Raw genomic sequence first — 21,912 nt, 5'->3', positions numbered from 1 at the left:
GCTTTCTTTTGACAGCTTTTCCTCTTTTCGCACCAAACCTGTCTTATGTTACCTCTTCTTCTGACAGCTTTGCTGCATTTGATGCTAAACCTGTCTTAAGTTGGGCTTTCTTTTGACAGCTTTGCTGCGTTTAATGCCAAACCTGTCTTAAGTCAGACTTTCTTTTGACAGCTTTACTGCGTTTGATGCCAAACCTGTCTTAAGTTGGGCTTTCTTTTGACAGCTTTTCCTCTTTCCGCACTAAACCTGTCAGAACTAAAAGTGCTTAACCATCGAATATGATGAAAAAAAGCCATCCAAGACAATGCAAGGATGGCTTGTTGCTATTCTAGTATATATGGGTGGTCCATTACGTTATAGTCCACGTCTTTATGCTTGATTTCGTTTCCTTCTTTGAAGACGGATTCGAAAAAGCGGGATGCGGGTTCTGCTAGCTCTTTGTAGTATTCGCTGAACAATGCGGCGGCGTGGCTCCCGAGCCATTTTTCCGGCAAGAGCTCCTCAGGAAGGCCCGGGTCGAAGAAGAGGAACTTCCTGTATTCATGGACCAGCTTCGTGCGTTCGACGAAGCATTCTGCGTCAGACATGCTGCCCTTCTGGATTTTGTTTTTATCAATGATATATTTCTGGCTGTACTCACTGATAAATTCCTGGTACTTCGCATTGATCTCCTTCAGGTCCCAGCTTTTTTCGACTAGGCGCAGATTTTCATGCGGCCCTTTGTACTCAGCAACAAAGAAATCAACATATTGCTCGATTTCGTACTTCTCGATCAGATCCCTGACTTGTCTTTCGAGGTTATTGGCTGAAATCCAGAAACTGTTCGACATCGAACCGAAGCCGCTCCAGATCAGTTCTTTACGCAGCTCGTCACGGACATTGCGGATTTCCTCAGGAATCGTGTACATGAGGATTCTCCATTTCCCGTCCCATTCCTCTGGCTTCAATTTAAAGATACGCTTGCCTGCCTCGTCTATCCTTTTCTGGCCGCGGGGAGTCAGAGAATAATAGCTTTTGTTGCCAATCTTTTCGGCCTGTACCCAGCCTTGCTTGTTCATGCGGGAAATCGCCGCTCTCACCGATTGGTCATTGTGGCCAAATTCATTCAGCAGCCGAATCAGGCTGCCAATCCAAATCTTGCTCCCATAATGGGAGATATAGTCACCGTATAAGGTAAAAATCATTGATCTAGTATTCAAGCTTATGTCATCCTCGTCCGTTTTTATTGTACGTAATAAAACCGTTATAGAACATTTTACAGTATAATCATTATTTTGCAAAAACTTTTTGCTCAAAATGCGGAAAAACCATAGGGATTTCTCCCTATGGATTTATTGAGCAGTAAAAACAGGCTTGCGTTTTTCACTGAAGGCATTCAGTGCTTCAACACGGTCCTTGGTTGGAATCGTTACTTCATAAGCTTTAGACTCAATTGCCAGACCAGTCTGCAGGTCGGTGCTGCTGCCATGCTGGATGGCATACTTCGCCTGTCTTACTGCAATCGGTGCATTCTGGAGGATTTCTCCGGCTAGCTCCTTGCAGGCTCTCATGACATTCTCTTTTGATTCCACAGCAGTAAGAATCCCGAGTTCAAAAGCTTTCTCAGCAGAAATTTTTCTTGCTGTAAAAATCAGTTCCTTCGCTTTCATTTCACCGATCAGCCTTGACAGACGCTGTGTTCCCCCTGCACCCGGAATGATTCCCCAGCTAACCTCTGTCATTCCCATTAAGGCACTATCTGCGGCAATTTTAAAATCGCAGGCAAGCATCAGTTCGAAGCCGCCGCCAAAAGCAAAGCCGTTCACTGCCGCAATCGTTGGCTGCGGAAGTTCAGCGATCGCACTGAATACATCACGAATCTTTTTCACATTACGGCGCACTTCTTCCTCTGTAAGATGCTTCCTTTCCTTCAAGTCCGCTCCTGCGCTGAAGGCTTTCTCGCCTGCACCGGTAAAAATGACCACTCTGACGTCGGTATCTGTATGCAGAGTGTCTACTAGATTCCCCAGTTCCTGGAGCGTCTCATAATTGAAGCAGTTCAGTGATTCCGGACGGTCGATCGTCACATATGCAATATGCTGCTCTTTCTGGAATTTGATGTTGTTCATTTATTTCTCTCCTATATTTTCGATAATTGTGGCGATCCCCTGGCCTACACCGACACACATGGTCGCGAGTCCGTATTTGGAATCCCGCTTTTTCATTTCATATAAAAGGGTTGTCAAAATCCGGGCACCGCTTGCACCGAGCGGATGGCCGAATGCAATGGCTCCTCCGTTCACATTGACCTTTGATTGGTCCAGTCCCAGCTCTTGGATGCATCCTAGCGACTGGGCAGCGAACGCCTCATTCAATTCGATCAGGTCCATTTCCCCTACGGATAAATTGGCACGCTTCAAAGCCTTTTGGACCGAATAAACAGGACCCATCCCCATGATTGAAGGCTCTAACCCAGCTGTCGCTGACACAATATATTTAGCCAGCGGCTTCAGTCCAAGTTCCTCCGCTTTCTCACGGCTCATCAATAACAATGCCGATGCTCCATCATTCACACCTGATGCATTGCCCGCAGTGACCGTCCCATCCTTGAATAATGGCTTAAGCTTTGCCAGTTTTTCAACCGTCGTTCCAGGTCTTGGATGTTCGTCACGGTCAATTACCGTCTTGTTTCCCTTTTTATCTTCATAAACAACTGGAACGATTTCGTTTTCAAATCGCCCGGCTTCCATCGCATTTTGTGCACGGAGCTGGCTTTCTGCAGCGAATTCGTCCTGTGCTTCCCTTGAGATGCCATACTTTTTCGCGACATTCTCTGCTGTCTCTGGCATGCTGTCTGTTCCGTACATGTCCTTCAGTTTGCTATTGACGAAACGCCAGCCAATGGTCGTGTCGAACATTTCCATATTGCCGCGTGGAAAATCCTTTTCTGGCTTCGCCATCACGAGTGGCGCTCTTGTCATGCTTTCCGTCCCGCCGGCAATGAAGATTTCGCCTTCCCCGGCTAAAATTGCCCTGGCTGCATAGTTGACTGCATCCAGGCCGGAACCGCATAATCGGTTGATGGTTGTCCCAGCAACCTCTACAGGCAGTCCCGCCAAAAGTCCGGACATCCTTGCGACATTCCGGTTATCTTCGCCTGCCTGGTTCGCATTGCCCAGAACTACTTCTTCAATTTCAGCCGCAGGCACGCCAGGATTGCGTTCGACCAATGCTTTGATGACAATTGCCCCTAAATCATCCGGACGGATTTGACGGAGGCTGCCGTTGTATCTTCCAATAGGTGTCCTGACTGCATCGACAATTACAACTTCTCTCATTGCCATCCCCCTTATTTCGTGGTAACTGACTCTCTATAATCGTACACACCGCGCCCGGTCTTCCTGCCAAGGCGGCCTGCTTTTACATATTGCTCTAGCAATGGAGCCGGTCGGTATTTTTCACCGAGCTTCTCATGCAGATATTTCAAATTGTTCAGGCGAGTATCAAGACCTACCAGATCGCCCAATTCGAACGGGCCCATCGGGTAATTCAACCCCAGTTTGATGGCTTTGTCGATATCTTCTGGCGAGCCCAATCCTTCCTGTAGCATGTAAAACGCTTCGTTCCCGACAAGCGCGCTGATCCGGCTAGTGACGAAACCGGGGAATTCGTTTACAATAACCGTTTCCTTGCCCATCTGTATGGCTGCCTGCTGGACCGCATTAGCTGTTTCATCGCTCGTTTCAAGACCGCGAATAATCTCAACAAGCGGCATTTTATGTACCGGGTTGAAGAAATGCATCGCAATGACCTTTTCAGGGCGCTTCGTAAAAGAAGCAATTTCTGTCGGGCTCATAGTCGAAGTATTAGACGCAAACAAGCAATGTTCAGGAGCGTGCTGGTCAATCACTTCAAAGATCGTTTTCTTAATATCGATCTTTTCAGGTACTGCCTCGATAATCAAATCTGCATCTCTCACGTTCTCGGCAAGGAAGTTTGAATATTTTAATCTTGCCTTGGCAGTTTCTGCATCGTCTATCGTTACTTTACCTCGAGCAATTCCTTTTTCAAAAATGCTGTTGATTTCTTGTTCGGCGTTAAGAAGCTGTTTTTCTTCCACATCAATCAGTACGGTCTCGAATCCGCCAAGACAGCTGACGTATGCGATACCTCTGCCCATAACGCCAGAACCGATTACGACGAGTTTCTTCATTATATACTCCTCCTGATCAAAAAAATTGAAAGGCGAGCACCCGGGTCATAGAGTGCTCGCCTCGTGATTAGACGTTAAACGGATTTAGCGGGCGGCTGCCGTAGTAAGAGACGATACTCTTTGTTTCTGTATATAAGTCCAGTGTTTCGATGCAAAGTTCGCGGCCGAACCCTGATTGCTTGTAGCCGCCGAACGGTGTGCCAGGGAAAGCGGAGAACGGGCAGTTGACCATGACGATACCTGCCTGGATTTGCTTTGATACCCTTGTCGCCCGGCCGTAGTCCTTTGTCCAGATCGCAGATCCAAGTCCATATTCACTGTCATTTGCCAGTTTGACGGCTTCCTTTTCATCCTTGAATTTCATCACCACGACAACTGGCCCGAAGATTTCTTCGTTAACAGCTTTCATGCTGTGATCTGTTTCAGCGATGATGGTAGGCTCATACCAGTAGCCATTTTCAAAGCCTTCAAGATTCGCAGCCTTACCGCCTGTCAGAACTTGTGCTCCATCTTCGACCGCGGATTTCACATAGCCGTCGATGACATTCATTTGTTCCTGGCTGATGACAGCCCCAACATGCGTTTCTTTATCAAATGGGTTGCCAAGCTTCAGCTGCTTTGTTTTTGCGACGAATTTCTCCATGAACTCATCGTATACATCCTCATGTACATACAAACGAGAACGCGCTTCACATGATTGTCCTGTATTGTAGAAGATCCCGAAAAGAGAGCCCGCTACGGCAGCATCCACATCCGCATCTTCAAAAACGATGCTCGGTGACTTTCCGCCAAGTTCAAGGGTCACGCGCTTTAACGTTTGGGAAGCTCTCGCCATGATATCCTTACCGATTGGCGTAGATCCTGTGAACGCAACTTTGTCGACTTTTTCATGTTCAACAAGATAGTTGCCCACAACAGAACCTGAACCAGGAATGACATTCACTACGCCTTCCGGAACGCCTGCTTCAATACAAATCTCACCAAGGACAATGGCAGTCAGCGGTGTTAATGAAGCTGGTTTAACTACAACGGAGCAGCCGACTGCGATCGCCGGGGCGATTTTCCACGCTGCCATCATCATTGGATAGTTCCAAGGAATGATCTGTGCACAAACGCCGACAGGTTCTTTTTCGGTGATATTCTGGAATGCACCAGGCATGCTGTTTACTGCACCGCGGTGACTGACGATGGCACCTGCGTAAAATTCAAAGTCCTCAATGGCCTGCATTACCTGTCCTTGCGCTGCAGCGAGTGATTTACCTGTATCAAGAATCTCCAACTCTACTAGCTCATCGAACCTGGACCGCATAATCGAAGCGATTTTATTCAGTGTACGAGAGCGCTTGTTCACAGGGAAATGACGCCACTTTCCGAAGTCGAACGCATTTCTCGCCGCCTGGACTGCAAGTTCTGCATCTTCCTTTGAAGCCTTAGCCACAGTTGCAACTTCCGCGCCTGTCGCTGGATTGTAGACTTTGTACGTTTCACCATTTACGCTGTCCTGGCGTACTCCATTGATGATCAATTGATATGTCTCGCGTTTTACTGCCATTGCTTCGAATTTTTGCTCTTTTACTGTTGTCACGCTTAACATCTCCTTTTAGTAGATTGCATAATTTCCTTATTCACCTTTGAATACGGGTTTTCTTTTTTCCATGAATGCCCGGACGCCTTCCTTATGGTCGGCAGATTGCCCTGCGATTCTCTGGCTCTGGGCATCTCTTTCCAGAAACTCTTCAAAACTTGAATCCCAGCTCGCCTTCAAGTTCCTCTTGATCAGGCCGATTGCCTTCGTTGGCATATTGGCCAGTCTTTCTGCAAATGAAGCGACATGGTCGTTCCAGTTGTCCAATGAATAGACTTCTGTAACAAGACCAAGATCCTTTGCCTTATCTGCCGGTATTTTCTCCCCAAATACAGCAAGCTCCATCGCTTTTGCATGGCCGATAAGCCGTGGAAGATAATACAGATTGCCGGCATCAGGCACAAGGCCGACATGGATAAACGCTTCTACAAAACTAGCTTTTTCAGAAGCAATCCGGAAATCACAGGCGAGCGCAAGGCTCATCCCGGCTCCTGCCGCCACCCCATTGACAGCTGCTATCACAGGCTTTTCACAACGGTCTAGCTCCATCAGCATTGGATTATAGCGTTTGCGAAGCACCTCACCGTGGTCCATCTCATCGGATACACCAGCCAAGTCCTCCCCGGAGCAAAAAGCTCTTCCTGCACCTGTGATCACAAGTGCTCTTACTTCTTTATCGCGGGATGCAGACTTGATGGCACTCTGGATTTCTTTATTCAACTGCTGAGTGAAGGCATTCAATTTATCAGGACGGTTCAGGGTAATGTAGGCTACCTGATTCCGCACTTCATATAAAACGGTTTCAAACACAGCTATGTACCCCCTTATTTCCCTTTAAAATCTGGCTTTCGTTTTTCTTTGAAAGCCCTCATGCCTTCCTTCTGATCTTCTGTCGCAAAAAGCATATAGAAGTTCTTGCGCTCATATTGCATGCCTTCGTACAAAGGATAATCGACCGCTTTCAAGACAGATTCCTTGATCAGCCTGACGGCAATCGGCGCCTGTTTTGCGATTGTATCCGCAAACTTCAGGGTTTCTTCCATCAATACTTCCTCTGCAAAAGTTGAATTGATGATTCCATAATGCAAGGCTTCCTTTGCGGTAATACGCTTGCCGCTAAGAATCCATTCCATTGCCTTCGTTTTACCGACGAGCTTTGTCAGTCTCTGGGTACCGCCTGCTCCCGGCATCACGCCAAGGTTGACTTCTGGAAAGCCAAACTCCGCATTCTCAGCAGCGAACAGCATATCGCAGCATAGTGCCAGTTCAAAAGCACCTCCAAGCGCGAACCCGTGCACAGCCCCGATGACCGGTTTCTTGATCCAGGCAAGCCGGTCCCAGTCGGTGAACTGATTCAGCGTTTCCATGCTGATGGCATCTGCGTCCATCATTTCATCGATATCTGCGCCCGCAGCGAATGCCCTTCCTTTTCCGGCGAGGACAATGACCTTAATTGAGGGTTCATTGTCGTATGCTTCCATAGCGGAAAGAACCTCAGAAACCATTTGCCTGTTCAGGGCATTCAGGACTTTCGGGCGGTTCAGCTCGATTAATCCGATTTGTCCTTTTACAGTCGTTTCGATCATTTCAAAGTTTTTATTCATTCACTTCTTCACCGATCATCATCGTGACCAGATCACCCGCAAAGCTCATAACATCCTTCCCAGAAGCTTTGCCTTCAGCAGATTTCATCCCAGCTTTCAATGCTTCATGGTCGTCATAGTACATTTCACACATTAAATAGTATTTGCCCTCTCCACCCATTGGGCTGCCGACGATGCGAGTCACTTCCATTTTGCGAAGTCCCGGGATTTTTGCAGTCAGTGGAGCGTGTGTTTCAAAATAGTGCTTGTCAAATGCCTCTTTATCCTGTGGATGCTTATAAATCGCGATTAGTTTTACCATTAAAAATCTCTCCCTTTTCTTTTCAAATTTTTATAGACCAAATAGAATATATGCTTTGCTTCTTGAAGCTATTAATCAATTGATATGACACCAAAGTTTCTTTTTTCGACTTGGGCGTCACATCAAAGTTGATACTGGTTTCATTGCTTCGAATGGGTTTTTGCATGATTTGCAGTATAGGATGCTGCGGCAGGCAGTTGGGCCAAAAAGGTTTTCCATTGTCGTATAGGTGGATCCGCAGTATGGGCAATCAGCTTGCCACTCGCCCGTTTCCTCAATATGCCTTGGCGGCGGTGCGATGCCAAATTCCTTCAGCTTTTCCCTGCCCAGCTCAGTCACCCGGTCTGAAGTCCAAGGAGGATGGAAAATGAATTTCACTTCGACGTTTTCCACTCCTTCAACACTCGATACCGTATTGATCACATTGTTTTTAATAATATCAAGTGCCGGACAGCCCATAAAGGTCGGCAATAGCTTTATCAAGACTCTGTCTGTTTGGATTTCCAGCTCCTCAAGCATGCCGAGCTCGACAATCGATACACTGTCGATTTCAGGGTCTTTGACAGCTTGCAAGGCTTCGATGACTTTATCTCTCAGCATCAAGCATCACCAGCTCGCTGCCGGATCGAAGCTATAGACCTCGCCCAATGTATCCAAAGCAGCCTGCAAATCAGCTGTATGCTCGCCATTTCGCCCATTTCCGCTTTTCATTCCGAATTGCTCCGGCAGCTTGAGACCCAGACTTTCAAAAACGGGTGACATCATTTGCATCCATCTCGCCCTTAAGACTTCCTCTGAATCTATTAAATGGTGCTTCGTGAACTCATCGGCCCGGTCACCCATAGAGAACAGTCCTTCTAGTTCATCAAATACCTTTACGATCGCTTCTTCCATCCTCGACCTCGCCTCTCCACCGGCACTGACAAGCTGGGAGAACCATGTCTTCCAGTGCAATAGATGGTAGTAAAGTTCCATGTTGACTTTGACTGCTGCCTCCGCCAATGGCTGATAGGATGAATTCTTCAGCGATTCAATTTTCACTTTCTTGGCCTGGGCGTAAAAATAGTTCCTCACTACCGCTAATGCCCAGTCATAATGCGGTTCAGTCAAATACGTACCCGGTCCGTTCACTTTTTCTAGTAAAATCGCATTCTTTCGTTCTGCAGACGGCCTTGCATGGGCAAGCTCATCTGCATCCCCAGCTCCCAGGTCGCTTAGAAGCTGATAGAACATAGCCGCGTGGCCCATTGTATCTTGGCTGATTGAGGAAAAAGCGACGTCCTCTTCAATATGAGGGGCAAGCCCAAGCCATTCTGAGCCTCGGTAGGCAATCATGAAATCATCATCTGCGAGCTGGAACAGGAGCTCAACTGCAGCTTCACGAAGGCTTTCATTTTTCAACACATCTTCTAGTTCATATTTCATTTCTCCTGCTTCCCTCCCCATGACAAGATCTCTTTTTCATCGAGCATTTCCTGCTCGTAGTGGCGCCATTTCTTTTTCAAGTAGCCATAGCCTTTCGTATTCCTGTAATCCTTATTATCAAGCCTCTGCAATGTTTGCCTCTCTTCAAGCGACATCTTTCTGACATCATCGCGCTTGACGACCCAAATATCGGCAACTGGCTCCCGTCTCATGAAATTTTCCTGGGCCATCACAAGGGCCAGCTCATGGTTCGGCGCCAGCAATGAGAACTGGTACTGCATAGGGGAAGTTGCCGTCCTCTTGCTGAAGACTTCAAATTCCTGGTAAAATCCACTCCCAGACATGATCCTCTCTCCTTTCCGGTGATATTCCTGGACTGTTACTATAACGTTTTCTAGTTGATTTAAGCTTTAACGCTTAATGCGTCTATTACCCATTTGTTGTTACTGTATGAGATTTCTCTCAGCCTTAAACGATCCTTTGATTTCGGCCCATTATTCTTGATGATTTGTTTGAACTTGCTCCAATCTGGCTGCTTGTATTGCCACATGCCTGATTCCTGGTCAAAATGCATCGTCTCATCTGGCAGCTTCAACCCAAGTGACAGGACTCTTGGAATATATTTTGTAAAAAAGTCCTGGCGGAGCTCCTCATTCGTTTTCGTTCTGATCCTGTATTTAATGGTTGTATCCTGTTTGGAAGTTCCTGTAGTAGACGCATCCGCCGGTCCGAAGAACATGAGAAGTGCTTCCCACCATCGGTCGATTGAATCCTGGATCATCGCTTTTTGATCATCCGTTCCTTCTGCAAGCGCCATGATGATCGCCTCACCATGCTGGGCGTGGAAAACCTCCTCGGCACAGATTCGCTTCAATGCTCTTGCATAAGGCCCATAGGAAGCATCAAGCATATTCGTCTGCGATATAATGGCAGCACCATCGACTAGCCAGCCAATCAACCCGGCATCTCCCCATGTTTTAGCTTCCATGTGGAAGACATTGTGGAATTTCAAGTCGCCGGAAAGCAAATCCTGAATAATATTTTCCCGTGATTTCCCGAGCGGCTTCATCAAATCCTCGGCTACCCTTAACAAAAGTTGGCCGTGGCCCATTTCATCCTGCACCTTTGCCATGATCCCAAGCTTTCTTTTCAAGGAAGGAGCTTTTGGCACCCATTCCTTTTCAGGGAGCGCGCCCATAATTTCACTGATGCCGTGCATGGATATCAGCTTAATCAGTGTCATTCGATAGTCATCCGGCATCCAATCTTCTGCTTCAATCTTATCTCCGGTTTCGATTCGCTTCATGAAGTACTCATATTTTTCCTCTTCAGTCAGCTGATCGAATGAAATTGTGTTTTCCATGCTGCTTTCCTCCTTATGTTTTAACTTCCAATCGGTTCTTTCGTTTTATCTACAATCCGGACTGCCTTTCCTTCAGAACGCGGGATTGTTTTTGGACGATGCACGCGGACTTCCATCGAGATCAGGCACTGGCTTCTAAGTAATGACTGAATCCTCTTCTCCAGCTGGTAGACAGAATCAGAAATCGGATCCGCCCCGATCATAGTGAAATACTCCTCATTCATCTCAACATGCAGCTCCAGAACCTTTAATGTTCGTTTCTGTAGAATTTGAATTTGGTAATGCGGCGCAAGTTCAGGTACTGTCAGCAGGCAATGTTCAATCTGTGAAGGGAAGACATTGACTCCATTGATGATCAGCATGTCATCAATACGTCCTTTGACTCGCGACATCCTTACTGTCGTTCTTCCACAGCTGCATTTTTCCTTCGTTAATGAAGCGATGTCTCCAGTCCGGTATCGGATGACCGGAAAAGCTTCCTTTGTCAGGCTGGTAAAAACCAGTTCGCCTTCTTCCCCATCAGGAACAGGTTTCAGAGTATCAGGGTTAATGACTTCCACATAAAAATGATCCTCAGCAACATGGAGTCCTGCCTGTGCTTCATGGCATTCATTTGCGACACCTGGCCCGATCACTTCACTCAGTCCATAAATATCGCATGCCTTTATTCCAAGCTTCTCTTCTAGCGTTTTTCTCATTTCTTCAGACCAAGGTTCAGCCCCGAAGATACCGTATTTTAGAGAAGTGCCACGAGGATCCTTGCCCATTTCCTCCATCGTTTCAGCAATATTCAGGATATAAGAAGGTGTCCCGCAAATGACCTGCGGTTTAAAATCTTCTATTAACATGATTTGTCTCTGGGTATTCCCACCTGAGACTGGTACTGTCACCATCCCCAGTTTCTCACTGCCGTAATGCAGGCCCAATCCACCGGTAAAAAGTCCGTAACCATAAGCGTTGTGAAGGAAATTGCCTGGTTCACCACCACCAAGTGCAATTGACCTGGCGACAATCTCTCCCCACATATCAATATCATTTTGTGTATAGCCAACCACCGTCGGCTTCCCGCTCGTTCCAGATGAGGCGTGCACCCTGACCAATTCACTTTGCGGAACAGCGAACAACCCAAAAGGATAATGATTACGCAGATCCTGCTTCTCGGTGAAAGGAAGCGCTTCCAAATCTTCCAGACTATTTAGCATTTCAGGAGAAAAATTCGCGTCCTCAAATTTCTTCTTGTAGAACGGCACCCTATTAGCGACTTTCTCAACTACTGTCTTAAGTCTTTGGAGCTGAATTTCTTCAATGACCTCACGACTGCTCGTTTCGATTTCATGTAAAATCAAGATTTCGCCCCCTGTATTACATAAAATTTTATTTATATAACGTTATATAACCGTAACACAATAAAAGTGTTATATATTTTAAAACAAAGATAACGTGTAAATAGGAAAAAGTCAATTATTTTTCTGAAAATTTTAATATTTGAAGGCAGTTTCTTTACTAGAGGATTGGGAGAAAGACGTGATTTCAGCGATTTACGCAGTGGTTGGGGAAAAATCGGCTTAATTTCGAGGTGATTTGTATGGATTCATAAAAAGCAGAGTGATTACAGGCAGCCAATCATTGCCATTTCTTATACAAAAAAATGACCACCTGACAGAGTCAGGAGGCCATTCTTTTCTATTAATACATACTCATGTACTGTTCGCGTTCCCATGGGTGAACTTGAGTTCTAAACATATCCCATTCGATTTCTTTCGCTTCGATGAAGTGTTCTAGGATGTGATCGCCGAGTGCAGCGCTGATGACTTCGTTCTTTTTCAGCTGGTCAAGTGCTGCTGCCAATGTTGGCGGCAGATCGTCGATTCCTTCTTCTACGCGCTCTTCCTTGTTCATCACGTAGATGTTGCGGTCTACTGATGCTGGAGGAGTCATTTTGTTCTTGATTCCGTCAAGACCTGCTGCAAGCAATACTGCCATTGCAAGGTATGGGTTTGCCGCTGGATCAACACTGCGGACTTCAACACGTGTGCTCATTCCGCGTGATGCAGGAATACGGATCAATGGTGAACGGTTCTTAGCAGACCATGCAACATAGCAAGGTGCTTCATAGCCTGGTACTAGACGCTTATATGAGTTTACAGTTGGGTTTGTTACAGCTGTAAATCCAGAAGCATGCTTCAGTGTTCCTGCGATGAACTGGTAGGCAGTTTCGCTTAGCTCTAGCTTTTTATCGGATGGATCAAAGAATGAGTTTTCTCCGTTGCGGAATAAGGACATATTGCAGTGCATTCCGGATCCGTTCACTCCGAACAATGGTTTCGGCATGAATGTTGCGTGAAGGCCGTGCTTGCGAGCGATTGTTTTAACAACTAGCTTGAAAGTCTGGATCTGGTCACAAGCTGTCAAAGCATCTGCATATTTGAAGTCGATTTCGTGCTGTCCAGGAGCAACCTCATGGTGTGATGCTTCAATTTCAAAGCCCATCTCTTCAAGCTCAAGCACGATATCACGACGGCAGTTTTCACCCAGGTCTGTAGGCGCAAGGTCAAAATATCCACCGTTATCATTCAATTCAAGTGTTGGTTCGCCATTTGCATCAAGCTTGAAGAGGAAGAATTCCGGTTCTGGTCCAAGATTGAAGTTAGTGAAGCCCAGCTCTTCCATTTCCTTAAGGATGCGCTTCAGGTTACCACGCGGGTCACCAGCAAATGGTGTACCATCAGCATTCTTGATATCACAAATCAAACGTGCAACCTTGCCTTTTTCGGCTGTCCAAGGGAAGATTACCCATGTATCCAAATCAGGGATTAGGTACATATCAGATTCTTCGATTCGAACGAAGCCTTCAATTGAAGATCCGTCGAACATCATTTTGTTATCAAGTGCTTTTTCAAGCTGGCTGATTGGAATTTCAACGTTTTTGATTGTTCCTAAAATGTCTGTGAACTGCAGACGGATGAATTTTACATTTTCTTCTTTTGATAAACGAATAATGTCTTCTCTAGTGAACTTTTTTGCCATCCTAATTTCCTCCTAAAATTGTCAACAAATTATTAATAGTTTTTAAATCCTTAATGGAAAAATCTCGACATGTCGCCGCGGTCGGTGGACCGGTTGAAGCGGCCTGCTTGGAGAAGCTCTTTCCTGAGCAGTTTTCTCAACTCAGAATCAGAAAGGTCTTTTCTCGTTTTTTCAGCCTGTTTTTTCTCAGCGGCACTTAGTTTTGCCTGTTGTTGAACATTGAAAACCTTTTTGATGCCTGCCATATTGACTCCCTGGTCAATCAAGTCTTTGATTTCAAGGAGCTTGTCGATATCATTTAAGGAAAAGAGGCGTTTATTGCCCTCTGTTCTTGCCGGAGAAATCAATTCATGCTCTTCATAGTATCGAATTTGCCTTGCGGTTAGATCCGTCAGCTGCATGACGATTCCGATACTAAAGAGCGGCATATTCCGGCGAATTTCGCTTCCGCCCATCTGATTTCTCCTCCTTCCTTTTAAGATAATCTCATTATATTCAATGTAAGGTATGATGTCAAATATATGTTAGATTATCTAACATGGAAATTCATAAAAAAAGAACAGGACTTATTTAGCAAGCGTCCTGTTGTATATTTACCTATTTTGAAAGAATTAAACCTTTTTCAATTAAAGAATCGAGGGCTATGCAAACAGCCATCTTTACATGAGAATATGTTAAGCCTCCCTGTACATATGCAACATACGGTGGTCTGATCGGTCCATCGGCTGTCAATTCAATGCTAGCTCCCTGGATGAATGTACCAGCAGCCATGATCACATCGTCTTCATATCCCGGCATATAAGAAGGATGTGCGGTTACGTGAGAATTAATCGGAGATGCATATTGAATCGCCTGGCAAAAAGCAACCATTTTTTCTCGGTCGTCGAATTGGACTGCCTGGATAAGATCCGTTCGCTCCGAGTCCCATTTAGGCATTGAATTCATCCCTAAACGATCCAGCATTGCAGCAGTAAATACAGCACCCTTCAAAGCCTGTGCGACAATATGCGGTGCCATGAAAAATCCCTGGTACATTTCTTGCAATGAATATAGTGATGCACCGGCTTCGGCACCGATACCAGGAGATGTCATCCGGTAAGAACATGACTCGACATACTCTTCCTTGCCTACAATATATCCACCTGTCTTGGCAATACCGCCGCCCGGATTTTTAATCAAGGATCCAGCCATCAGATCAGCGCCAACATGGCATGGTTCCAGCTCTTCGACAAACTCACCATAGCAGTTATCAACAAAGACAACGACATCGGATTTGATTTCCTTTACGAACTTCACCATTTCACCAATTTGCGCCACAGTGAATGAAGGTCGTGTCGCATACCCTTTCGAACGCTGGATGCCGATCATTTTCGTTTCAGGTTTGATGGCCTTCTCTACTGCATCCCAATTGATTTCTCCAGTTTCCGTTAGATCGACGGAATCATAGGAGATTCCGAATTCCTTCAATGATCCGTTGCCGGTTCCCCGTATCCCGACAATCTCTTCTAGAGTGTCATAAGGTTTCCCAGTGATATATAGCAGCTCATCACCAGGCCGAAGGATGCCAAATAACGAAATCGAAATCGCATGAGTCCCTGAGATGATTTGAGGGCGAACCAGCCCAGCTTCAGTACCAAACACCTCGGCATAAATTTTTTCGAGCGTCTCCCTGCCCGCATCGTCGTATCCATAACCAGTCGTCGGGATGAAATGAGAATCACTCACTCGATGCTTCTGGAAGCTTTGCAATACCCTGAACTGATTTGAATCAATCCTTTCGTCTATTTTCTTGTGGATTCCAGCAATCTGTTGCTCAATTTCGCTGACAAGCGGCTGCAGCATTTGCCCATTTTTCAAGTGTGTAAACATGTTGCTCTCCTATCTTGTATAAGTATCAAATTATATCGAGAACCGCTTCAGCTGGCCGGTAATCTGATGGTCCGCTAAAGAGTAGCCCTTGCAGACATAGCCTTGCTTTTCTTCGTCAAATGCAAGCTCACGAAGAATGGTTTCATTTTTCAATTGTGCCAGTAGTTTCCCTTCATCAGACGGCACGAGTACATGGAAAGGTTCCATCATTCCAATGATTGACTGTTCAATTTTCATAAGCAAGTTCTTGCGGTCTTCCTCATTGAACGCACTAATAAAGGCCGTTTCATTTTTTGCATTTGGCACAAAATCCTGGTGTGCGATGTCGCGTTTATTGTAAACGGTAATCTGTGGGATTTGGTGGACTTCAAGGTCCTCCAGCAGTTTATTGACTGTTTGTTCATGTGAGTAATAATCCTCATTGGACATATCCACTACATGCAGGAGCAAATCTGCTTCACGAACCTCTTCCAAAGTAGATCGGAAAGCAGCAATCAAAGTCGTTGGCAAGTCCTGTATGAAACCAACCGTATCTGTTAATAGAGCCGTAAAGCCGCTCGGCAAGATCGCTTTCCTTGTCATTGGATCGAGGGTGGCAAACAACTGGTTTTCTTCAAAGGAGTCTGCCTCTGTCAACCGGTTAAACAGCGTTGATTTCCCTGCGTTCGTGTATCCGACAAGGGCAATTTGGAATGCCTTGTTTTTCTTCCGGCGCTCCCGGTAGCGGTCACGGTGTTGAACGATCACCGATAATTGCGTTTTAATATCGTCGATTCGTTTCCGGATGTGACGGCGATCGGACTCCAACTTTGTCTCCCCTGGCCCTCTCGTCCCGATCCCGGCACCAAGACGTGACATTTCAATCCCCTTGCCGCCAAGACGAGGCAGCAGGTACTGCAGCTGAGCAAGCTCTACCTGCAGCTTCCCTTCTTTTGAACGGGCTCTTTGAGCGAAAATATCAAGGATCAGCTGGGTACGATCTATGACTCTCGCCTTCAAACCGGCAGAAAGATTTCTGTTTTGGCTTGGCGACAGTTCATCATTGAAGATGATTAAGTCCGGCTCGAGCTCCTCTTCAAGTGCCTGAAGCTCTTCCACCTTCCCTTTGCCTATGTATGTAGCAGGATGAACCCTTGGTCGTTTTTGGACAACCTGCATCAGGACATTGCCCTTAGCCGTTTCCGTAAGTGATTCAAGTTCCTCCATTGAATATTGAAAACGAAGATCTTCCTCTTCAGCCGTCTGGCAGCCAACAAGAATCACTTTTTCAAATACGTTTTCTTGTTCCAAATAACACCCTTCTTTCCATATATATAGCTAAAGACATCATACCAAAATAACGCCAGAAACAAAAATTTTGAAAGCTGGGTGAAAAGTGGTTGTAAATTGGAATATACATGATAAAATCAATATGTTTTCATTTACCGTTTTAGTTTAAAGCATCAACTTAACAAGAGGAGAAAAGCATGATGACATGGGAAGTACTCAGCATGATTGGAACAGTAGCATTCGCGATCAGCGGTGCGTTTATCGCAATGGAAGAAGAATATGATATTTTCGGTGTATATATATTAGGAATCGTGACAGCGTTTGGGGGCGGTGCCATCCGAAACCTGCTTATTGGAGTACCGGTCTCAGCTTTATGGGAACAGGGTATCTTCTTCAATTTAGCATTGTTGTCTATTACTATCGTTTTTTTATTTCCTAGCAATCTATTAAAACATTGGCAGAGATGGGGCAACTTCTTTGACGCAATCGGGCTTGCGGCCTTTGCGATTCAAGGTGCCATTTATGCATCCAATATGGGCCACCCAATTAGCGCCATCATCGTGGCCGCTGTATTGACTGGAAGCGGCGGCGGCATAATCCGTGACCTCCTGGCAGGCAGAAAACCATTGGTGCTGAAGGCTGAAATTTATGCAGTATGGGCTGTTCTTGCCGGACTTGTCATCGGCCTTGGAATGGCTAATAAAGCTGTTGAACTTTACGGGCTATTTGCTGTCATCACAGCACTTCGCGTTCTGTCGTATACCTACAAATGGCATTTGCCAGTACGTAAACTCGGTGTCCACTAAATAGAAAAAAGCAGAGCTGATCAATTTTTTGGTGATCAACTCTGCTTTTTTATTTATATAATTTTTATATGATTTTCCTGCCCATTTGCCCAATTGCGTAGTGTATGCCATGCTGAAGTGTCTGGAAGCAATCAAACTTCGATAAATTAATGTTGGATTGAGTGATTTCAATCCCAAGATTCGATGAAATACCTACTAAGATTGTCTTTGTACCGATAAGCCTTGCTGCTGAACCAATTTTTTCGATCAGGCTGACAGCATGCTGGCCGATTTCCTGGTCCATGCCTGTCAAGTCCAGAACGAGATAGCTTGCTTTATAAGACGGCAGTCGATTCAGCGTATTTACAATTAGCTGGTCTGCTCTGTCTTCTTCATATTTACCTATTAAGGGAACGACGACGATACCCTCAAGAACTGGAATGATTGGGGAAGAAAGCTTATTGACCAGTTCTTTTAATTCCGCAGTTTTCTCTTCGACCAGTCCTTCCAGCTTCTTGATTTGTTCCGATTCTTTCTTACGTGCAAGCTGATGAATATTATCGGCGATTGTCACATCAGAAGGGAAATATTCAATCACGCTGTTTTCATACCCGTCTAGTTGATGCTGCTTGATTTCATACCAAATATTTGTTCCGAAAAGCCCCGTGAAAACTCCAGCATAATGAGCGGGCAGAAAGCTCCCGCCCTTTTTCTTGCCCTGGGCAACATTCACCTTATGCTCCCAGCTGTCCTTCATGATCGCGGTAAAAGTTTTTGTTTCAAAGTTCAGATCCTTAATTAGCGTTAACCCCCAGCCGGCGGTTGCATATGTATTGGTGATCATGTCAGCTGCTTCAGCCACGCTGACTTCTTTCATTTTTTCAAAGTATTGGCCGACCACAAGTCCCTGGCGAAACCCTGTAGATTCGAAAACAAGGTTGGAGGCCTCTTCACCAGAGATCTCTTCAATTGTATCGAAAAAGGTTTTCATTGCCGATGAAATCCAAAAAAGCACGGCATCATCGCCCTCGAACGTAAACTTCCCTGACTTGACATCCCATCCGAACTCATAACCTGCGATGTCATAATTATACTCATACCCCATATAATATAGCTCCTTTTTATCTATATAATTTTAAGCTCCCATTTTGCAATAGTGAATAGTTTTCCCAAAATGAACCTGGGGAAGCCAAATTCATTTACCCTTTATTCAAATTCCTTAAACTTGATTTACAACTTCTCAAGACCACAATTGCACCCAATTGATAATATAGGTTAGAACTACGGTAGTTAAAGCGGAGGAATCGGTGTAAAAACGAACGGAACTCCAGAGAGACTTCTATGAGGATGAGTTATAAGCCATGAGGAAGTTATTTGGCTGAAAAAAAATAAGGATTCCAGTAAAACTGGAATCCCCTGTCATTATTTCAAGAAAGACATGACTGAATTAGGATCGAACCCTAGTACCCAATTTCCGTTTACATTTGATTGAGGCACACCCATTTGGCCGGTTGCATTGACTAATCTCTGTGCGGCGATCGGGTCTTGCTGTACGTTCACTTCTTTATATGCTAACCCTTTATCGTCAAGAAAGTTCTTTAACATTGTGCAGTAAGGACAAGTGTTTGTGGTGTAAACTGTAATTTCGTTCATTCTGAATTCCCCCAATGCATAAATTAATACCTATACGGGTATATTAACGAACTAAAAAAATAATGTCAACAAATCTGCTGACATTATTTCCCCTTGATATCATCTGTAAAAACAAGGTCATTGCTGCGGAGTGTCATTAGTTCATGGCGATCATACTGATTCTGCATTAACAACCGCATGGCCTGTGCCCGGATCGATTTCTCAATTACGTTACGAACATAGCGGCCATTCGAGAAAGCTGCGGCCCCCAGTGTTGATTTTACATTTACGAGATGTTCCCGCAACTTACGTTCTGCCTCGTGGCTCAGGCTATATTCCCTTTCCTTCAGCATTCGCTGGCCAATTTCCATTAGCTGTTCTATTGAATAGTCAGGAAAATCAATCACGAGCGGGAACCTTGAATGAAGCCCCGGGTTTAGTGTTAAGAAAAACTCCATTTCTCTCGAATACCCGGCAAGGATCAAGATGAACTCATGCTGCTTATCCTCCATATGTTTAACGAGGGTATCTATCGCTTCCTTGCCGAAATCTTTTTCTCCTCCCCGGCCTAGCGAGTAAGCTTCATCAATGAACAGGATGCCACCCATTGCTTTTTTTATCAAATCGCGCGTTTTTTGCGCGGTATGGCCAATATACTCGCCAACAAGATCCGCTCTCTCCGCTTCGATCAAATGCCCCTTTGACAGGACATTCATCTTAAGGAAGAGCTTCCCGATAATCCTGGCGACCGTTGTCTTTCCTGTTCCCGGATTGCCCTTGAACATCATATGAAGTGCCTGTTTTCCAGCTTTCAGGCCCATTTCTTCCCGTTTCTTGTTCACATAGATCCAGGCATAAATCTCCTTGATCATCCTTTTCATTTCTTCCATGCCAACAAGTGCACCGAGCTCTTCTTCGATTTCTTTTAAAGCTGCATGCTCCTGCGGGATTGACTTTGGGACCAGCTGCGACTCGGGCAATTCCTTAGTCAAGGTTTTCCTTTGCTGTGCATTCAACACAATACTGATTTGTCCGTTGTTTTTCTTACGAAGCGGTTGGTCCAAAGATTTCACCTCTCATTCTGGAAACAGTATACGCATCATGGCTGCATGTGTGATATCCACCTATAACAATTTCTATCTTGGCTTTTTCTAACTATATTCTTAATGGTTCACACTTCAGGAGTAATTTGATTGTTCGACAAGCTCCGGCAGTTTATTTTGTTTTTGTCACAATATGCGGTTTCCCAAGAAATAAACTTCTATATTTATATGTATTCAAGAAGGTGGAAATTCATTTTTAAAATAAACAATTATCGCGGTAAAAAGAGCAAACGGTTGGATTGAGAAGCTAAAGAAGACCCGGGGTGCAGGACCCAAGCTTCATGGGGGGCTAGACACTGGAGATGGATTAAGATACCCATATAGAGTTATCCACATAAAAATACTTTATCATTCAAAGAAAAAACCCGCGCTATGGCGGGTCTCCTTACTCGTTAGTTAATTAAGCCTGAACATCGAAATCAATCTGTACATTCTTTTGCGGCGCGAAAGTCGAGATGGCATGCTTATAGACAAGCTGCTGTTTGCCTTCGGATTCAAACAGCACCGTAAAGTTATCAAAGCCTTTAATCTGGCCTCTCAATTGAAATCCATTCAATAAGAAGACGGTCACATTGATATTGTCCTTGCGGAGCTGGTTTAAATACTGGTCCTGAATATTCACTTGTTTCATGGGCGGATCCTCCTCTTTTATCTCTATTATTATGTATTCGCTTTTATCTCGAGCTTTCCTTCAATGAACTTGGAAATTTCGGCGAATTTTTTTTCATCGTCATTAGACTCTGACATATCAAACCATTCCACATTCATCTTGTTTCGAAACCATGTTAGCTGCCTTTTTGCATATCTGCGCGAATTTTGCTTTAAATTCTCGATTGCCTTTTCCAGAGGAACCTTGCCATCAAAGTAGTCATAAAGCTCTTTATATCCAATCGCCTGGATGGACTGGCAGTCTCTTAAGCCCTTCTCAAAAAAGTACTTAACCTCATCTAGCAACCCCTGTTCCATCATTAAGTCGACGCGGTAGTTGATTCGGTTGTATAACAATTCCCGGTCCATTGTCAGTCCGATTAGTGCAGTATCATACAAAAGCTCAGGTGATTGGTTTTCCTGCAATTCGCTCGCAGTTTTGCCTGTACAGTGAATGATTTCCAGCGCTCTAATCACACGGCGGACATTATTAGGATGGATTCGTGATGCGCTTTCGGGGTCGGCTTCTTGTAATTTTTCATGTAAAAATTCCTGGCCTTCAGCCTCTGCTACTTGTTCCAAACTGTGTCTGAAAGCTGGGTCAGAGGGTGCATCCGTAAAATGATAATCAAAAATAACTGACTGGATGTATAACCCTGTACCGCCAACAATCATCGGCATTTTCGCGCGAGAGCTGATCTCATTGATTTTCTCCCGGACAAGATCCTGAAATTCAGCCGTTGAAAAGCTTTCATCCGGTTCCTTGATATCAATTAAATGGTGGGCGATCCCCTCCATCTCTTGCACGGTGATCTTTGCGGTTCCTATATCCATCCCTTTGTAAATTTGCATGGAATCACCGCTTATGATTTCACCGTCGAATTTCTTCGCAAGCTCAATGCTTAGCTTCGTTTTGCCAACAGCAGTCGGCCCAATTAACACAATCAATTTCTGTTTTTGTTCCAAAAAATTTCACACTGCCTTTTCATATAGGGTGTCAGCATTCTGACAACTTAAATTAATCTTACCATTAAATAGAAAGCAGTTGAACATCTATGCATTATACCCGTATTTTACAAATATTATTCTCTTATATCATCTTCTGAAAA

23 protein-coding genes are annotated in these 21,912 nt (G+C 45.0%); 1 reads left to right on the top strand and 22 read right to left on the bottom strand.

The genetic code is table 11. The features are described 5' to 3' along the window. Positions 1–323 precede the first annotated feature (323 nt). From paaX to hflX, 17 genes are all read right to left on the bottom strand, one after another. On the bottom strand, positions 324–1,199 hold the full coding sequence (gene paaX / locus AB5I83_RS16635; protein WP_167832925.1) for a phenylacetic acid degradation operon negative regulatory protein PaaX: 876 nt from the start codon (positions 1,197–1,199) through the stop codon (positions 324–326). A 132-nt stretch (positions 1,200–1,331) separates the two neighbouring features. After that, positions 1,332–2,108: an enoyl-CoA hydratase-related protein gene (locus AB5I83_RS16630; RefSeq protein ID WP_448976784.1), complete on the bottom strand. Its 777-nt coding sequence runs from the start codon at positions 2,106–2,108 to the stop codon at positions 1,332–1,334. Continuing rightward, positions 2,109–3,317, bottom strand: coding sequence for a 3-oxoadipyl-CoA thiolase (gene pcaF / locus AB5I83_RS16625; RefSeq protein ID WP_448976783.1), 1,209 nt, complete (start codon positions 3,315–3,317; stop codon positions 2,109–2,111). 11 nt (positions 3,318–3,328) lie between these two features. Beyond that, positions 3,329–4,192 carry a 3-hydroxyacyl-CoA dehydrogenase gene (locus AB5I83_RS16620; protein ID WP_448976782.1) on the bottom strand — a complete coding sequence of 288 codons (864 nt, stop codon included), beginning with the start codon at positions 4,190–4,192 and terminating at the stop codon, positions 3,329–3,331. A gap of 67 nt (positions 4,193–4,259) precedes the next feature. Beyond that, on the bottom strand, positions 4,260–5,777 hold the full coding sequence (locus tag AB5I83_RS16615; RefSeq protein ID WP_448976780.1) for an aldehyde dehydrogenase family protein: 1,518 nt from the start codon (positions 5,775–5,777) through the stop codon (positions 4,260–4,262). A gap of 36 nt (positions 5,778–5,813) precedes the next feature. Continuing rightward, positions 5,814–6,587, bottom strand: a complete 774-nt coding sequence (locus AB5I83_RS16610; RefSeq protein ID WP_448976779.1) for an enoyl-CoA hydratase-related protein — start codon at positions 6,585–6,587, stop codon at positions 5,814–5,816. A gap of 14 nt (positions 6,588–6,601) precedes the next feature. Beyond that, complete coding sequence (locus AB5I83_RS16605) at positions 6,602–7,381, bottom strand: enoyl-CoA hydratase-related protein (RefSeq protein ID WP_448976778.1); 780 nt, start codon at positions 7,379–7,381, stop codon at positions 6,602–6,604. Continuing rightward, the gene (locus AB5I83_RS16600) at positions 7,374–7,682 is read right to left on the bottom strand and encodes an EthD family reductase (RefSeq protein WP_041966625.1); all 309 of its coding nucleotides are present in this window, start codon (positions 7,680–7,682) and stop codon (positions 7,374–7,376) included. The genes AB5I83_RS16605 and AB5I83_RS16600 overlap by 8 nt, the downstream gene beginning before the upstream one ends. A 117-nt stretch (positions 7,683–7,799) precedes the next feature. Continuing rightward, positions 7,800–8,282, bottom strand: coding sequence for a 1,2-phenylacetyl-CoA epoxidase subunit PaaD (gene paaD / locus AB5I83_RS16595; protein WP_448976777.1), 483 nt, complete (start codon positions 8,280–8,282; stop codon positions 7,800–7,802). Between the two features lie 6 nt (positions 8,283–8,288). After that, positions 8,289–9,107, bottom strand: a complete 819-nt coding sequence (gene paaC, locus AB5I83_RS16590; RefSeq protein ID WP_448976775.1) for a 1,2-phenylacetyl-CoA epoxidase subunit PaaC — start codon at positions 9,105–9,107, stop codon at positions 8,289–8,291. After that, entirely contained in the window at positions 9,104–9,451 is a 348-nt protein-coding gene (gene paaB, locus AB5I83_RS16585) for a 1,2-phenylacetyl-CoA epoxidase subunit PaaB (protein ID WP_226087411.1), read from the bottom strand. Before paaB ends, paaC begins: the two co-directional genes overlap by 4 nt. 59 nt (positions 9,452–9,510) lie before the next feature. Beyond that, the gene (gene paaA, locus AB5I83_RS16580; protein ID WP_448976773.1) at positions 9,511–10,470 is read right to left on the bottom strand and encodes a 1,2-phenylacetyl-CoA epoxidase subunit PaaA; all 960 of its coding nucleotides are present in this window, start codon (positions 10,468–10,470) and stop codon (positions 9,511–9,513) included. A 20-nt stretch (positions 10,471–10,490) separates the two neighbouring features. After that, on the bottom strand, positions 10,491–11,816 hold the full coding sequence (locus AB5I83_RS16575; protein ID WP_448976771.1) for a phenylacetate--CoA ligase family protein: 1,326 nt from the start codon (positions 11,814–11,816) through the stop codon (positions 10,491–10,493). Between the two features lie 340 nt (positions 11,817–12,156). Further along, complete coding sequence (gene glnA / locus AB5I83_RS16570; protein ID WP_448976769.1) at positions 12,157–13,497, bottom strand: type I glutamate--ammonia ligase; 1,341 nt, start codon at positions 13,495–13,497, stop codon at positions 12,157–12,159. Positions 13,498–13,547: 50 nt separating this feature from the next. After that, the gene (locus AB5I83_RS16565) at positions 13,548–13,952 is read right to left on the bottom strand and encodes a MerR family transcriptional regulator (protein WP_448976767.1); all 405 of its coding nucleotides are present in this window, start codon (positions 13,950–13,952) and stop codon (positions 13,548–13,550) included. A 142-nt stretch (positions 13,953–14,094) separates the two neighbouring features. Further along, positions 14,095–15,366 (bottom strand): methionine gamma-lyase family protein, encoded by a 1,272-nt coding sequence (locus AB5I83_RS16560; RefSeq protein WP_448976766.1) that lies wholly within the window; start codon positions 15,364–15,366, stop codon positions 14,095–14,097. A 30-nt stretch (positions 15,367–15,396) separates the two neighbouring features. Then, positions 15,397–16,656 (bottom strand): GTPase HflX, encoded by a 1,260-nt coding sequence (gene hflX / locus AB5I83_RS16555; protein ID WP_448976764.1) that lies wholly within the window; start codon positions 16,654–16,656, stop codon positions 15,397–15,399. Between the two features lie 179 nt (positions 16,657–16,835). Between hflX and AB5I83_RS16550 the strand changes: the two genes are divergently transcribed. Beyond that, a complete protein-coding gene (locus AB5I83_RS16550) occupies positions 16,836–17,441 on the top strand; it encodes a trimeric intracellular cation channel family protein (RefSeq protein WP_167833066.1) in 606 nt (201 codons plus the stop codon). Between the two features lie 64 nt (positions 17,442–17,505). On the opposite strand, the gene AB5I83_RS16545 is transcribed toward AB5I83_RS16550, so the two are convergent. The 5 genes from AB5I83_RS16545 to miaA form a co-directional block, all read right to left on the bottom strand. Then, positions 17,506–18,525, bottom strand: coding sequence for an STAS domain-containing protein (locus AB5I83_RS16545; protein WP_448976762.1), 1,020 nt, complete (start codon positions 18,523–18,525; stop codon positions 17,506–17,508). A gap of 317 nt (positions 18,526–18,842) precedes the next feature. Beyond that, the gene (locus AB5I83_RS16540; protein WP_226087406.1) at positions 18,843–19,073 is read right to left on the bottom strand and encodes a glutaredoxin family protein; all 231 of its coding nucleotides are present in this window, start codon (positions 19,071–19,073) and stop codon (positions 18,843–18,845) included. Between the two features lie 83 nt (positions 19,074–19,156). Continuing rightward, positions 19,157–20,116 (bottom strand): stage V sporulation protein K, encoded by a 960-nt coding sequence (spoVK, locus tag AB5I83_RS16535; RefSeq protein WP_448976760.1) that lies wholly within the window; start codon positions 20,114–20,116, stop codon positions 19,157–19,159. A gap of 439 nt (positions 20,117–20,555) precedes the next feature. Continuing rightward, positions 20,556–20,786: an RNA chaperone Hfq gene (gene hfq, locus AB5I83_RS16530; RefSeq protein WP_167832906.1), complete on the bottom strand. Its 231-nt coding sequence runs from the start codon at positions 20,784–20,786 to the stop codon at positions 20,556–20,558. A 29-nt stretch (positions 20,787–20,815) separates the two neighbouring features. Next, positions 20,816–21,769 carry a tRNA (adenosine(37)-N6)-dimethylallyltransferase MiaA gene (gene miaA, locus AB5I83_RS16525; RefSeq protein WP_448976758.1) on the bottom strand — a complete coding sequence of 318 codons (954 nt, stop codon included), beginning with the start codon at positions 21,767–21,769 and terminating at the stop codon, positions 20,816–20,818. Positions 21,770–21,912 lie beyond the last annotated feature (143 nt).

The sequence above is a fragment of the Mesobacillus sp. LC4 genome (assembly GCF_053543455.1).
Note: the sequence above shows the minus strand (reverse complement) of the source record. Positions and strands in the feature narration are given on the sequence as shown.